The 12,735-nt window shown below is 36.1% G+C and carries 17 protein-coding genes; 4 read left to right on the forward strand and 13 right to left on the reverse strand.

The genetic code is table 11. The annotated features are described in order from the left end of the window. Positions 1 to 82: 82 nt before the first annotated feature. The 6 genes from DRF57_RS23625 to namA form a co-directional block, all read right to left on the reverse strand. The gene (locus tag DRF57_RS23625; protein WP_156126088.1) at positions 83 to 253 is read right to left on the reverse strand and encodes a hypothetical protein; all 171 of its coding nucleotides are present in this window, start codon (positions 251 to 253) and stop codon (positions 83 to 85) included. Position 254: 1 nt separating this feature from the next. Next, on the reverse strand, positions 255 to 2,183 hold the full coding sequence (locus DRF57_RS11920; RefSeq protein ID WP_084085067.1) for a type VI secretion system Vgr family protein: 1,929 nt from the start codon (positions 2,181 to 2,183) through the stop codon (positions 255 to 257). 141 nt (positions 2,184 to 2,324) lie between these two features. Further along, the gene (gene tssD, locus DRF57_RS11925) at positions 2,325 to 2,729 is read right to left on the reverse strand and encodes a type VI secretion system tube protein TssD (protein ID WP_047492225.1); all 405 of its coding nucleotides are present in this window, start codon (positions 2,727 to 2,729) and stop codon (positions 2,325 to 2,327) included. A 240-nt stretch (positions 2,730 to 2,969) separates the two neighbouring features. Next, on the reverse strand, positions 2,970 to 3,782 hold the full coding sequence (locus tag DRF57_RS11930; RefSeq protein WP_115918693.1) for a tetratricopeptide repeat protein: 813 nt from the start codon (positions 3,780 to 3,782) through the stop codon (positions 2,970 to 2,972). A 61-nt stretch (positions 3,783 to 3,843) separates the two neighbouring features. Continuing rightward, positions 3,844 to 4,137, reverse strand: coding sequence for a DUF2752 domain-containing protein (locus tag DRF57_RS11935; protein WP_115918695.1), 294 nt, complete (start codon positions 4,135 to 4,137; stop codon positions 3,844 to 3,846). Between the two features lie 30 nt (positions 4,138 to 4,167). Further along, on the reverse strand, positions 4,168 to 5,220 hold the full coding sequence (gene namA, locus DRF57_RS11940) for an NADPH dehydrogenase NamA (protein ID WP_115918697.1): 1,053 nt from the start codon (positions 5,218 to 5,220) through the stop codon (positions 4,168 to 4,170). A gap of 100 nt (positions 5,221 to 5,320) precedes the next feature. On the opposite strand from namA, the gene DRF57_RS11945 reads away from it, so the two are divergent. Further along, complete coding sequence (locus tag DRF57_RS11945) at positions 5,321 to 5,803, forward strand: cytidine deaminase (protein WP_084085075.1); 483 nt, start codon at positions 5,321 to 5,323, stop codon at positions 5,801 to 5,803. A gap of 162 nt (positions 5,804 to 5,965) precedes the next feature. On the opposite strand, the gene DRF57_RS11950 is transcribed toward DRF57_RS11945, so the two are convergent. The 7 genes from DRF57_RS11950 to DRF57_RS11980 all read right to left on the reverse strand — a co-directional run bounded on the left by DRF57_RS11950 (position 5,966) and on the right by DRF57_RS11980 (position 10,037). Further along, positions 5,966 to 6,283: a barstar family protein gene (locus DRF57_RS11950; RefSeq protein WP_047492213.1), complete on the reverse strand. Its 318-nt coding sequence runs from the start codon at positions 6,281 to 6,283 to the stop codon at positions 5,966 to 5,968. Then, a complete protein-coding gene (locus tag DRF57_RS11955; protein ID WP_241508023.1) occupies positions 6,280 to 6,903 on the reverse strand; it encodes a Zn-dependent protease in 624 nt (207 codons plus the stop codon). Before DRF57_RS11955 ends, DRF57_RS11950 begins: the two co-directional genes overlap by 4 nt. A gap of 74 nt (positions 6,904 to 6,977) precedes the next feature. Then, positions 6,978 to 7,493: a ribonuclease domain-containing protein gene (locus DRF57_RS11960; RefSeq protein ID WP_228450439.1), complete on the reverse strand. Its 516-nt coding sequence runs from the start codon at positions 7,491 to 7,493 to the stop codon at positions 6,978 to 6,980. Positions 7,494 to 7,525: 32 nt separating this feature from the next. Further along, positions 7,526 to 8,317 carry an NAD(+) synthase gene (nadE, locus tag DRF57_RS11965; protein WP_115918702.1) on the reverse strand — a complete coding sequence of 264 codons (792 nt, stop codon included), beginning with the start codon at positions 8,315 to 8,317 and terminating at the stop codon, positions 7,526 to 7,528. Positions 8,318 to 8,329: 12 nt separating this feature from the next. Then, on the reverse strand, positions 8,330 to 8,860 hold the full coding sequence (locus tag DRF57_RS11970) for a GNAT family N-acetyltransferase (RefSeq protein ID WP_115918805.1): 531 nt from the start codon (positions 8,858 to 8,860) through the stop codon (positions 8,330 to 8,332). A gap of 7 nt (positions 8,861 to 8,867) precedes the next feature. Next, complete coding sequence (locus DRF57_RS11975) at positions 8,868 to 9,389, reverse strand: GNAT family N-acetyltransferase (RefSeq protein WP_115918703.1); 522 nt, start codon at positions 9,387 to 9,389, stop codon at positions 8,868 to 8,870. Positions 9,390 to 9,398: 9 nt separating this feature from the next. After that, positions 9,399 to 10,037 carry a leucine-rich repeat domain-containing protein gene (locus DRF57_RS11980; protein ID WP_115918704.1) on the reverse strand — a complete coding sequence of 213 codons (639 nt, stop codon included), beginning with the start codon at positions 10,035 to 10,037 and terminating at the stop codon, positions 9,399 to 9,401. Between the two features lie 51 nt (positions 10,038 to 10,088). Here DRF57_RS11980 and gldB point away from each other — a divergent pair, with 51 nt between their 5' ends. From gldB to DRF57_RS11995, 3 genes are all read left to right on the forward strand, one after another. Beyond that, positions 10,089 to 11,072, forward strand: a complete 984-nt coding sequence (gldB, locus tag DRF57_RS23630) for a gliding motility lipoprotein GldB (protein ID WP_081989115.1) — start codon at positions 10,089 to 10,091, stop codon at positions 11,070 to 11,072. A gap of 31 nt (positions 11,073 to 11,103) precedes the next feature. Further along, complete coding sequence (gene gldC / locus DRF57_RS11990) at positions 11,104 to 11,427, forward strand: gliding motility protein GldC (RefSeq protein WP_047492191.1); 324 nt, start codon at positions 11,104 to 11,106, stop codon at positions 11,425 to 11,427. Positions 11,428 to 11,546: 119 nt separating this feature from the next. Then, complete coding sequence (locus DRF57_RS11995) at positions 11,547 to 12,686, forward strand: cystathionine gamma-synthase (RefSeq protein ID WP_115918706.1); 1,140 nt, start codon at positions 11,547 to 11,549, stop codon at positions 12,684 to 12,686. Positions 12,687 to 12,735: the final 49 nt, after the last annotated feature.

Below are 12,735 nucleotides of genomic sequence, written 5' to 3' on the forward strand. Positions count from 1 at the left end.
TTGACAGAAATAGTTTGATTGTCTTTATTAACTTTAACTGCAAATTCTTTGATAAGAAACCATATCAAGAAAAAACCTACATTTATTTATTCCCATGAGACATGATTTTCTTATTACTTGCTAACACAAGGTTATCTCTTTGTGCTTCAACGTTGATCTTCTTTGCTATTTTTTCAACTTTTTTCCCCACGTTCAGATGATAAGAATCTTTGACCGTTATTTTTATATTGGTTGCTGTCTTTATAATGGCCATATCAGAATAATTTTGATTTTTCAGCACTGTTGAATTCTACAATTTTTCCGCTCTGCATGGTCATATTCTCAAGTTCGCTAAACATAGAAATTTCACCAGCTATTTCATTAGACGTTTCAGACTGTCTTTTAAATTCTTTTTCCACCATTTCTGTTCTGGTATCCGAAGATTCTGTGATATCCCCTGATGCCGTTAGTTTCATATCTTTTCCGGCAGTAGAAATAATATCTTCATTGGCAGTACTGGTAATACTTGCCCCTGCACTCACAGAGATTTCCTTTCCTGCACTGATATTGATATTCTCACCGGCATTTAACGTGAAATTTTTCGGAGCTTTCATGCTGATATTTCCTTTACCATCCATAAAATAGCTATTGCCACTTGGATCAAGGATCGTTACACTTCCTTCCTGATCATTCATTAAGATTCTGATCCCACTTCGGGTTTGTATTGATTTCAAATGGTTATTGACACCTCCTCCTAACGCTACCCCTCCATGGAACATTCCTCCCATTACGAAAGGTCTGTCCGGATGACTGTGAACAAAATTAACCATCACCTGGTCTCCTACTTCAGGAATGGCTACATATCCTCTGTTTTGAGAAATCTGATCCGTTCCTCCGGCATCAGGGCTCATCATTCGGATAAAGTGGGTAGTGTCATTGGTCTGCCAGTCGAATCTCACCTGTATTCTTCCTTGTCCTTCAGGATCGGTATTGGAGATTACCGTTGCGGTCTGTGGCTCTGCTTTTGGAACCGTGTATTCCGGTTTGGGAAGAAATCCCGTATCTGAAGCTATTCCTACAAAGCTTCCCTGATAATGACCTATAGTATCAATTTCATGTTCTGCTTCTGTAATCATAATTCTAGTGAAATAAGAGGTTTCATTAGAATCCGGTTTACGCATCTGCATATCTACTACACATCCGGGATGCAGAAAAGGAACCGTTGTATTTCCTGAGATAGAAAAAACATTTACCGCTTCACTTCCTGAAGCGCTTTTCTGTGAATATTCAACATCGAGATGCGTAGCTGCTTTTACAGGAGCTATTTGTAATGCAGGAGTTTTATAGATAGAATCGTTATGGCTGTATGCTGTTTTAGCCAGATCCCCCACATGCTTAATCGGGGTGGATCCTGAAGTCAGCTTTTCATCTTTATTACTGTTGTAGCCATAGAATTGCGGTCGGGTATGAACAGCTTTCAGGTCAACCTTTATATCATTGGCACTGCTTCCATAAGTCAATACAATAGGTTTGTTTTGTGGAGGCAGTTTTCCGAAATGAAGCACTTCCCCATCGTAATAGAATTGCTCTCCATAGGCTTCTGCCATCCTCGCCAGATAATTGTAATGGGTTTCGTCATATTGGCTGCTGTAGATAATCTGTGAAAAATTATTGGCATCCACCCTGATATCAAAACGACCTTTGTCAATCCCCTGTTTAATCACTTCATCAGCAATAATTCCCATATTAACAGGCTGAGTACCTCCAAAACTCTGAATATGTGGTGCCCCATCAAGCAGAATGGTTGGGCTACAACCCGTAAGCACGACATTTCCCAGACTCATTTTCTCCTGGCTGAATCCTACTCCCGTAATAACTCCCACAAAAGTTCTTTCCGGACTGTTGTCTATGTCTTTATAAGAGAGTACTGCCGTAAGACGCTTACCCAGAAACTTATTAGCCTCTTCCAGTGAATGGGTTTGCCTGTCTCCCAGCGCATCATGTGCCAGAGTAAGGGTAAACTCATGGTGGCGTCTTGTACTTTGCTTAAGTTTAAAGTGTTTATAGTATTTGATCATCTTTCCTTCTATAACCAAAGAAAGCTTTACCAGGCGGTTAATTCCAGTATGGTGATTTTCAGATACACCGTCTGCATTTTGTGTCGGACGAAAAGATCCTGCACTTCTTCCAGATGTGTTTGACATATTTTGTAGTGATTTGTTAAGGTTTTTAATTTTTTTATAAAACGGGACTTAGTAAATAATAATCCCTGAAATCAGGTTTTATAATAGGTAAAAAAAGACCGTCTTAAGAGGACAGCCTTTTTATATCTCAACACTGAGGATCTAGCTCATAGGCCAAAGTCCGTCATAAGATGAATTTCCGTACGTAATACTTTCTGCACTAACTACAAAGCTGATCAGCATATTGTTGCTGTCTAAAGCATCAAAATCTACTTCGTGCTGGATCACATATCCGTTCTCCCATTTTAAAGAGATCAATGTTCCCTCTTCATGAGATTTATTGAAATTAATTTCTCCGTTTGTAGGCTTGTATTTGCTGTTGAGTAAGCTTTCCAAAACATCAGATTTTTCTGTTGCTTCAATCGTTACTTTAATAAGGGCGTTTGTCGGATCAGATGCTACACGTCCTGAAACATCTGTAGCTCTTGATACGCTGTAATTAAGCTTTAATAACTTTTGACCTTCACCTCCATTGAATTTTAAGATTCCTCTTGAATTTCCTGCCATTTCTTAAATTTTATCCTTAATGATTGTTCCCGTATATAGGATTTATATAACAAAGATAGAGTTCATGTTCTAATCTAAAAAGTTTTTAAGCAACAGTTTCATAAATTGTAGTAGTTCTACGACTTTTTGCCGGATTTTGAATTCTAATTCAAGAGGATTTGCTCTCTAACTCTGTGATTTTAAGCTTATATTTCATTCAATAATTTCATATGTTTTTATTGATGATTTGCTGTTCTTCTTTTACAATGCCTCCAAACTGACGTAGCTAAGCCTGGAAACCTGATAGGGAAATGTCTCGTATAAAGAATTTCCTTCATTGAAAGATTTTCCTATTTCAAAATTCTCTTTTGACTCCAGAAGTAATTTGCCGGCCTCTTCTTTTTTGTCAGTTCTGGCTAATGACAAAGCTTTGTAATACTTAGCATCAGCAAAATCTTTATAATACTTCAAGGATATATCCAGATTTTTTATGGCTTCCTGATAATTACCTTTTTCATATTCTATAACTCCCAGATAAAACATTTCATAAGGATTCACCTCATTGTATTTCTTTCCGAAAGCAACAGCCTTTTCCATATATCTTTTGGATACATCAAATTGATTTAACTGCAGGTAACATAAAGCCATCCAAAACGTATAGGGATGATCCATAATAACACCATTCTCATTTTCTTCTGAAAGAGCTTTAAATTCATTCAGGGCTTCCGTATAATTTTTTTGAAATACACATTTTATAAATGCCCTGTATTCTTTGTAGTGATTGGTTTTATCTAATTCAACGGCTTTATTCAGATATACCATACCCAATTCATATTTTTTTTGTTTGAACAGCGGCATTGCTTTTTGTTGCCAGAAAAAGGCTTCTTTAGGCAAAATAATAAGAATGGAATCAAGATATTGCTGATGCTGTATAGAGAAAATGGAAACTTTCGCATCTTCTTTTACCAGGTTCAAAAGAATTTTCTTTTGAGTATCATCCAGATTCTTCATCATGGTACTCGTTTGTGAAAATAGAATCACCGGAAACAAAACAAACAACAGGAAAGTTTTCATATTGGATTTTTCAGTCTTCTGTAGACCATTATAAGAATGATTAACAATTAATTACAAAACGTTAAACGGTTTCAAAAATATTATGTTTATACATATAAGCAGCAATCATAATTAAAAGATTGATTACCACCATAATCCCTAAAGCAACACCATATTTTCTTTTCTTGTCGATGAAACTCCAGCCAAGGGTAAAGAAAAACAATAATAAAGTATATACGGCAGGATACATATGAAAAGCCTCTGAAAACTTTCCTTCAAATACCAGCACAATAGCTCTTTGAGCACCACACCCAAGGCATTCTACTCCCAGAAATTTTTTACTGGGACAGGTCAGCATGAAATCTTCAACATCCATTTCTGCAGTATTAAACTATATTATACGTATTTATGATGAGATTTTCGCCCTGGTATATTGATGAGGAAAAAAGCATTCTTCTTTCATCTCAAATGACCCCTGAACCGCTATGTATGGATTTCTCAAGATTTCCCGTGCTACAAATATAAGATCGGCATTTCCATTCTGAAGGATTTCTTCAGCCTGTTCAACTTCAGTAATCAAACCTACAGCACCTGTCTTAACAGCGGCCTCATTTCTTATCTGTGAAGAAAATGGAACCTGATAGCCATCAAAAACTGAAATTTTAGCTCCATGAATATTTCCTCCGCTCGATACATCTACCAGATCAACGGAATAGTCTTTTAAAACTTTAGCTAAAGCCACACTGCTTTCAATATCCCATCCGTTTTCAGCATATTCTGTTCCGGAAATCCTTACAAAAAGTGCCGTTTCTGCATTCAGTTCTTCATTTACGGATTCTACAATCTCCAACAGAAAACGGATTCTGTTTTCAAAACTTCCGCCATATTCATCGGTTCTTATATTGGAAAGAGGCGAAAGAAACTGATGGATAAGATATCCGTGTGCCCCATGAAGTTCAATAATATCAAAACCTGCTTTTACAGCTCTTCTTGCTGCCTCTTTAAAGTTGAGCACAAGCCCTTTTACCTCATCAGTAGTCAGCACATGTGGAATTCTTTCTGAAGGATGATAAGGAATAGGACTAGGAGCAATCGTTTCCCAGCCTTCTTCAATAGAGATCTGATGATTGTTCCAGGTAGAGCCCTTTCTACCAGCATGTGCCAGCTGGATTCCTATTTTGGAATCTGAGTGGGTATGTACAAACTCTACTATTCTCTGTAGTTTTTCCGCCTGCTCATCATTCCAGATTCCCATACAATGATTGGTAATCCTTCCCCGGGGTTCTACTCCTGTAGCCTCTATCACAATCAGTCCTGTACCTCCCTGTGCTCTGCTTCCATAATGTACAAAATGAAAATCATTGGCCATTCCGTTTTCACATGAATACATACACATAGGTGACATTACCCATCGGTTTTTTAGCTCTACATTTCTGAATTGTATTGGTGTATATAACATTTTATCTTTTTAAAAAAATTCAACTTAACTCCAGAAGAATAAATATTGCCCACTTCATTAAAAAGAAGTAATTTTACCCCCCTTTTTTAGTCTACAATATATGAAAAAAGACATACAGATCAGTTACGAATATTTTAAAAATAGCAGTGAGCTGAGTGATATAGAAAATACATTATTAGCAAGAGCCAAAGCGGCTCGTGAAAACGCTTACGCACCTTATTCCCAATTTTTGGTAGGGTGTTCCGTATTATTGGAAAATGGAGAAATCTATTCCGGCAATAATCAGGAGAATGCTGCATTTCCATCTGGACTTTGTGCTGAAAGAACCACTCTTTTTTGGGTAGCTGCTAATTTTCCGGATGTGAAAATAAAAAAGATCTTCGTCGTAGGAGGTCCTAAAGAATTTCATGAAAGCAATCCGCCAATTCCTCCTTGCGGAGCATGCCGTCAGAGTTTAATAGAATATGAAACAAAACAAAGTGAAGACATTGATCTCTATTTTTCAAGCATGAATGATGAGGTTGTAAAAGTACACGCCGTAAAAGATCTTCTTCCTTTTTATTTTGATTCAACGTTCTTGTAAGAAAGAGTGAATCTGTAACAAGACAAATAGACTTATAAAAACCTGCAGAGTTTTCTGCAGGTTTTTATTTTTCAATCAATTTTGCATCACATGGTAAATAAAACCACAGATCAAAAAAAGAGGCTGTTTCTATTTATGAAACAACCTCTTTCTATTTTTCGTTTATTTTTCTTCTTCTGATTCTACATCCTCATCGTCTTCATCTTCATATTGCTCCAGATAATAACTGAAACTAAAGTCTTCAACTTCTTCTTCAGCATCTTCTAAACTGGTAAGCAGATCTTCGAAAATTTCAAGCTGATCTACTGTCATATTTACGAATTCAATGTGGAGTGGCATTTCCAGGTCTCCTGTAATGGTATCATAAAGCGCATCAAGATTATCCCCAAAGTATTCAGGAAGCTGAATTTTTTCCTTTAATTGGGCGTAAAAATCTTCATAATCGCCTATGTCTGTAAAATCTATATATACTGTCTTCATATTGAACTGAATTTCCAATTTTTTTTGATTAAAAAACTTTTACATTTCTTGCAGAACCCGGTTTCCTCATTGGTAGGGTTTTTACCTTCTGCATTTCTCATAAAGCACATTTTTTCCGGGCAATGTGGAAGCCCCTGCGTATGGCCAAGCTCATGAATGGCTATTTTAAAAAACTGTTCATCAGAATTTTCTTTACTTAACCTAAATTTTGATGCTACACAGGCCTTTCCGGGAGTATATCCCAATCCCATGATTCCAAAGTCTTTGATTTCCCCTCTGGTAGCACTAATATCTTTCGAGGTTAATCCTATCGTTACAAAACCTTCTTTTGTCCTTTTACTCAAGAACTTGATAATTGAATCAGCCCTGTACCGGTTTCTCTCTTTATAATAAGTATTTTCCGGAAAATCTATAGCATCAAGCACTTTGACATTCGGATAAACCTCCCTAATTCCTTCTGCCACGGTTTCCAAACTTTCAGGTTTAACATCTTTAAATGGCTGTATAAGAATGGTAATCGCGGGTTTATGCCTTTCCTTGATCTTCATCTTCTGTTTTTCCGAACATGAGATAATCAGGAACAAAGCCAATAGCAGATAAAAGAGATTATTATTTTTCAAAATTAATACAATAATTTAAAATACAATATACCCATTGTCATGGCGAGGAACGTAAGTGATAAAGCAATGACTATTTACTGTTTGTCAAAACTCTTATAATGATTCTTAGTAAGGTAGACGTCGCCATTTTCCGTGTATATGATTCGGTCTGCATTTCTACCTCCGCATTGATAATTAACATCGGCTTCAAAGTATTTTCCGCCACCCGGCAACCGTCCTTCCCTGTTTCCGAATTTATCTCCTCCAATAGCCTTCCCGGGAAGCACTTCACAAAGATTTCCTTTTGAAGGATTCCATCCCAGTTTTCGGGCCTCATTTTTTGTAAGATAGTAATCAGGCAGCCTATGGTTTTGTTTCACATAGGTAATAACAGTTTTTTCTTCTGTTAACTTATCAATGGAAATCTGGGCAGATGATGTTCCGTTAGTGTACCCATCTTGAGCAGATGTACTTCCGTAGCTTACAGTTTCTTTTTTTGTAGCGGCCTGGTCTTTTTTATCTGCAATAAAATTATTGTAAATATACATGACAGACATTCCAAAAAGAAGTCCCAGGCATATAAAAAAAACTGATCTTATTTTACTGTTCATGGTAATACTCTATTAATAATACAACAATTTTACTAGCTTCTCCACTCTTCCGGAATATCACAGATGGGAATGGGATCCATTTTATGTTTGGCTGCTTTATGCATTCTGTCGAAGATTAAAAAGACTTCTTTATCTCTTCCTTCATAATCTTCTGCCGTTTTGGATCCATATTCTTTCTGAATTTTTTCCAGTTCCGGATATGTAGCTCCAATCTGCTGTTCGTCTGTACGGTCTACATCCCAAAGTCCATCTGTAGGAATCGCTTCCTGAATACTTTTAATAAGGTTTAATCCTTTTGCAAGGGTATAAACTTCTGTTTTATAAAGGTCTGCAATGGGAGAAACATCTACACCGCCATCTCCGTATTTTGTATAAAATCCGATTCCAAAATCTTCAACTTTATTTCCGGTTCCGCATACTAAAAGTCCGTTAAGCTGCCCATAATAGTAAAGGGTAAGCATTCTTAAACGGGATCTTGTATTGGCAAAAGCCAATTTTTCATTGGAATATAAATCATCTTTTACATCAAAAGTTTTATAAAGTTCTTCAAATGCAGGCGTAAGATCCACAGACATCACTTCTACATTCGGGAATCTTGACTTCAAATCATTCATATGTTCCCTTGCTCTATCTACCTGATCAGCTTTCTGACGGATAGGCATCTCGATCAATAATGTTTTCAGACCGGTCATTGCCGCCAGAGTCGAAACCACTCCGGAATCTACACCTCCGGAAACACCTAATACATACCCGTTTACTTTAGCTTTTGTTGCATAATCTTTTAACCAGCTTACAATATGATCTATCACTTTTTGTGTCTGCATTGTTTATATTTTTTAGTCTATTCCAAATTCTTTAGGGTATTTCACCACCCCTTTTTTATTTTTTAATCCATTCTCTGTCAACTCAATAGCCATTCCGTTTTCTTCCGGAATATCAAATGGAAAAGAGATCCCAAAATTACTGGTTTTTTCGTAACCAAATCTTGGATAATAATTCTCATGTCCGATAAGTATAATTGAAGAATAGCCAAGTTCCCTGGCTATCGCGTGTCCTTGAAGAATAAGTTTGCCACCCACTCCTTTATTCTGAAACTCAGGTTTTACTGAAACAGGAGCTAATGCTAATGATTCATAAGATTCTGGGCCATTATCTATTTTGATTTTTGTGAAGAGAATATGACCGGTAATTTCACCCTGCTCATCTTCTGCTACCAAAGACAGTTCAGGGATAAAAGCATCCGATTTTCTTAATTTTTCAACAAGAAAATGTTCCTGATGGTCGCTATGTTCCATATTCCTAAAAGCTTCTTCTATAAGCTGAAATACTTTTTTATGGTCTTTTTCTTCCTCCTTGCGTATTGTCATATTTATATTAAAGATATTTTTCACGTTTCAGTTCATACCAGCAGCAGAGTACTCCAGAATCCTCAAACTCTCCGGTTCGTTCAAATCCCAATTTTCCTAAAATATAATTGGATCCTGTATTTCCGGAATCTGCGTAAGCGTATATAGCATCTGCATTCAATTCATTAAAACCATAATGAAGAACAGCTATCGCTGTTTCCATGGCATAGCCTTTTCCCCAGAATTCAGGGATGAAACGATATCCAAGATCCAATGTATTGACATGGTTATTGATGGGTTGGGTTAATAATTTCAGTCCACTCCACCCTATCATCAGTCCACTTTCTTTTTCTATAACAGCAAGCCTTCCCACTCCATTTTCCTCATACTGCTTCTGAATCATTTTTATCATCTCTTTTGATTCCTGGATGCTTGCTACCGGTGTTCCAAGATATTTCATCACCTCAGGATCAGAATCCATAAGAAACATCCGTTCACAGTCATTATCCTCAAGCTGTCTTAAAATCAGTCGATCCGTCTCTATTCTCATATCATTAGTTTATTCTTCGGTTCCAAAAATAGTAATATTGGTTTTCATTCCCTTCCTTATATCTGCATCTTTCATTTTATTTCCGCCAACGTTCACTGTCTGAAGATCAGTATTTTCTGAAATATCCAGTTTTTGGAGTTTATTATGCTCAAGATTCAACTTTCTTAATTTTTTAAATGAAGTCAAATCGATAGTTTTTAGTTGATTTAAAGATAATGTTAATTGATTAATTTTTGGCGCAGCCTTTAATGAAATTGTTTCCAAAAGATTATTGTCAAGATATAACGAGGTCATACTTTTCAGGTTTTCAGCCCTGAATGAGGAAACCTTACATCCTGTGCATGAGAACAGTTCCAGATTATCCATATTGCTTATCGCTATATTGGAAATAATATTATCATCCAGAATAACCATTTTTACATGCTCAAAAAAACGTAAATCCTCTGCTGATGTTATTCCTTTCTGAACTAAAAATAAGTTTGTGATCATACTTATTTCGGTCTTTTCCAATATTCCATTCTTATTCAGATCAAAATTCTCAAGGACTGCTTTTTCAAAGTTTTTATCTTTAAACTCAAGCTTTTGACCGTAGAAAAAAGAAAATCCCAAAATAAGACATAGTGCTGTAAATATTTTAATTTTCATCATTAATTGTCTTTTTAATCCTTATTTTTGTAAACTTAATTTCATGTAAAAATAATGAAGATTTTTAGATTTATTGCGCTTTCTTCTGTTTTAGTTTTGGGCTTAGATTCCTGTAAAAAAGAACCGGAAAATCAGTGGAAGGTAGAAATAACCAATACCGCTGAAAAAGTTGAAGTGACGGATATTTCAAAAGAATTTTACAATCCGGGAATTCCGTTAGATCAGTTTAAAGCTAAGTTTCCCTGGTTTCAGGGAAGTGTTTCTGATGCTGACTTTCAGAAAAGAAGAGCCGATACTGAAGAAATAAAAATCTATAAAGAAGCGATTGGAAAAATTGATGGAGTAAAACTTCAGAAGGAACTGCAGGATTTATTTTCACATATCAAATATTATTTTCCACAGTTCAAAAGTCCTAAAGTATATCTTTTTTCATCTGCATTACAGATGGTACAGGATCCTATTTTTTATGATGAAAAAGGGAATCTGCTGTTTATAGATATTACAGGTTTTATGGGTGATGGCAATCCTCATTACAAAGGATTGGAACTGTATTTCCAGAAATCGATGAATCCTCAGAATATTGTTCCTAAGGTTTCACAGTTATTTGCTGAAAATATTGTTACAGAATCTCCGGATCACCAGAAATTTATTGACCAGGTGATTCTGAACGGAAAGGTAATGACTCTTCAGGATGCTTTCTTACCGGATTTTCCTGATTACCTTAAAATGAATTACACCCAGAAACAATATGAATGGGCTAAGGTAAATGAAGCGAATATCTGGAATTATTTTGTGGAAAGCAATCTGCTTTTTGGGGATGATCCAAGGTTAGGAGAACGTTTTATTGCTCCGGGACCCTTCTCCAAATTTTATACAGAGATTGATAATGAATCTTCACCACAAATTGGAATTTTTACAGGATGGCAGATTTGTAAAGCTTATCTTAAAGAAAAACCTGAAACAAAACTGACTGCTTTCCTTAAAATGGACGCGACAACAATCTTTAATCAGTCCGGTTATAAACCGAAACTTAAATAATAGAAAATTTAGAATTTAGAAAAATAGAAAAATGAGAAAGACTCAGATTACGATAGATGTAGAGCTGGATGAAAACCACATCCCTGAAAGTATAACATGGAATGCACAGGATGGCGGAGTTGAAAAGGAAGAAACTAAAGCAACCATGATCTCTGTATGGGATGATAAAGCAATGGAAGCTTTGAGAATAGACCTCTGGACTAAAGAAATGCCTGTAGATCAAATGAAGATGTTTATCCACCAGATCTTAGTATCTTTAGGAAGTACATACCAGAGAGCTACCGGAGAGGAGGATGTAGCGCAGTGGATGGAAGAAATTGCAGAAGAATTTGCAGTAAAGTCAGCAATAAAATAAAAACAATTTGAAAATAGGGTTCTTTGATAATTTGAAAATAGGATGAGATCATAATACAATCAAAAACCATTATCTCATCTTCAAATTACCCCATTTTTAAAGTATCAAATTATATAAATATGAATTTTAATACAAAAGTAATTCACGGAGGGCAGCATCATGAATCTGCAACAGGTTCTGTAAATGTACCTGTATTTTTAACGTCTACATTTGCACAGAAAAGCCCGGGAGTACATTCCGGATATGAATATTCAAGAGCTGCCAATCCTACAAGACAGGCATTGGAAGACTCTTTGGCAAGCATTGAGAATGGAGCAAGAGGTTTAGCTTTCGGGTCAGGTCTTGCTGCTATCGACTGTGTTTTAAAATTATTAAACCCAGGCGATGAAGTTATTGCTGTAGATGATCTTTACGGTGGAACTTACAGAATGTTTACAAGGCTTTTTGAAAAATATCAACTGAAGTTTACTTTCGTGAATTTTGATGATGTTTCTAAAATTGCTGACGTAATTACAGATAAAACAAAATTAATCTGGGTAGAAACACCAACGAACCCATTGATGAAGTTGGTAGATATCAAAGCTGTAGTAGAAATTACTAAAGGAAAAGATATTCTAGTAGCTGTAGACAATACTTTTGCTACACCTTACATCCAGAGACCAATTGATTTAGGAGCTGATATTGTGATGCATTCTGCTACGAAATATTTAGGAGGACATTCTGACGTGATTGCAGGTGCACTGATCGCTAAGGATGCTGAATTGGGAGAAAAACTTCACTTTATTCAGTTTGCAAGCGGTGGTATTTTAGGACCTCATGATTCTTATCTTGTATTGAGAGGGATTAAAACTTTAGCATTAAGAATGCAGAGACATTCTGACAACGGTCTTGCCGTAGCAAAATATCTTGAAACACATCCTGCTGTAGATAAAGTAATCTATCCTGGATTAGAATCTCACCCACAGTATGAGCTTGCAAAATCTCAGATGAAAGAATCTGGAGGAATGGTATCATTCACTTTCAAATCCGGAAAAAAAGAGGATGCCATCAAGTTTCTGGAAAAAGTAAGAGTATTTACCTTAGCTGAATCTTTAGGTGGTGTAGAATCTTTAGCCAATCACCCGGCTTTAATGACTCACGCTTCTATCCCGGCAGAAAAACGTGCTGAATTAGGAATTACAGATGACTTGGTTCGTTTAAGTGTTGGTATTGAAGATGCAGAAGATCTTATTGCAGATTTAGAGAAAGCTTTTTCTTAACATACAATAGTAAAAAGGAGTATTTATCATATAAAACACTCCTTTTTAT

This window comes from Chryseobacterium rhizosphaerae (genome assembly GCF_003385455.1).
Classification (GTDB): Bacteria; Bacteroidota; Bacteroidia; order Flavobacteriales; family Weeksellaceae; genus Chryseobacterium; species Chryseobacterium rhizosphaerae.

Excerpts from the sequence above, each read along its gene's own strand:
- DRF57_RS11970 (WP_115918805.1), bottom strand. The coding sequence starts at position 8,860 with ATGACAATACGCAAGGAGGAAGAAAAAGACCATAAAAAAGTATTTCAG.
- DRF57_RS11945 (WP_084085075.1), top strand. The coding sequence starts at position 5,321 with ATGAAAAAAGACATACAGATCAGTTACGAATATTTTAAAAATAGCAGT.
- gldC (WP_047492191.1), top strand. The coding sequence starts at position 11,104 with ATGAGAAAGACTCAGATTACGATAGATGTAGAGCTGGATGAAAACCAC.
- DRF57_RS11920 (WP_084085067.1), bottom strand. The coding sequence starts at position 2,183 with ATGTCAAACACATCTGGAAGAAGTGCAGGATCTTTTCGTCCGACACAA.
- tssD (WP_047492225.1), bottom strand. The coding sequence starts at position 2,729 with ATGGCAGGAAATTCAAGAGGAATCTTAAAATTCAATGGAGGTGAAGGT.
- DRF57_RS23625 (WP_156126088.1), bottom strand. The coding sequence starts at position 253 with ATGGCCATTATAAAGACAGCAACCAATATAAAAATAACGGTCAAAGAT.
- DRF57_RS11995 (WP_115918706.1), top strand. The coding sequence starts at position 11,547 with ATGAATTTTAATACAAAAGTAATTCACGGAGGGCAGCATCATGAATCT.
- DRF57_RS11930 (WP_115918693.1), bottom strand. The coding sequence starts at position 3,782 with ATGAAAACTTTCCTGTTGTTTGTTTTGTTTCCGGTGATTCTATTTTCA.
- namA (WP_115918697.1), bottom strand. The coding sequence starts at position 5,220 with ATGTTATATACACCAATACAATTCAGAAATGTAGAGCTAAAAAACCGA.
- DRF57_RS11935 (WP_115918695.1), bottom strand. The coding sequence starts at position 4,137 with ATGGATGTTGAAGATTTCATGCTGACCTGTCCCAGTAAAAAATTTCTG.
- DRF57_RS11980 (WP_115918704.1), bottom strand. The coding sequence starts at position 10,037 with ATGATGAAAATTAAAATATTTACAGCACTATGTCTTATTTTGGGATTT.
- DRF57_RS11950 (WP_047492213.1), bottom strand. The coding sequence starts at position 6,283 with ATGAAGACAGTATATATAGATTTTACAGACATAGGCGATTATGAAGAT.
- DRF57_RS11960 (WP_228450439.1), bottom strand. The coding sequence starts at position 7,493 with ATGAACAGTAAAATAAGATCAGTTTTTTTTATATGCCTGGGACTTCTT.
- nadE (WP_115918702.1), bottom strand. The coding sequence starts at position 8,317 with ATGCAGACACAAAAAGTGATAGATCATATTGTAAGCTGGTTAAAAGAT.
- DRF57_RS11975 (WP_115918703.1), bottom strand. The coding sequence starts at position 9,389 with ATGAGAATAGAGACGGATCGACTGATTTTAAGACAGCTTGAGGATAAT.
- gldB (WP_081989115.1), top strand. The coding sequence starts at position 10,089 with ATGAAGATTTTTAGATTTATTGCGCTTTCTTCTGTTTTAGTTTTGGGC.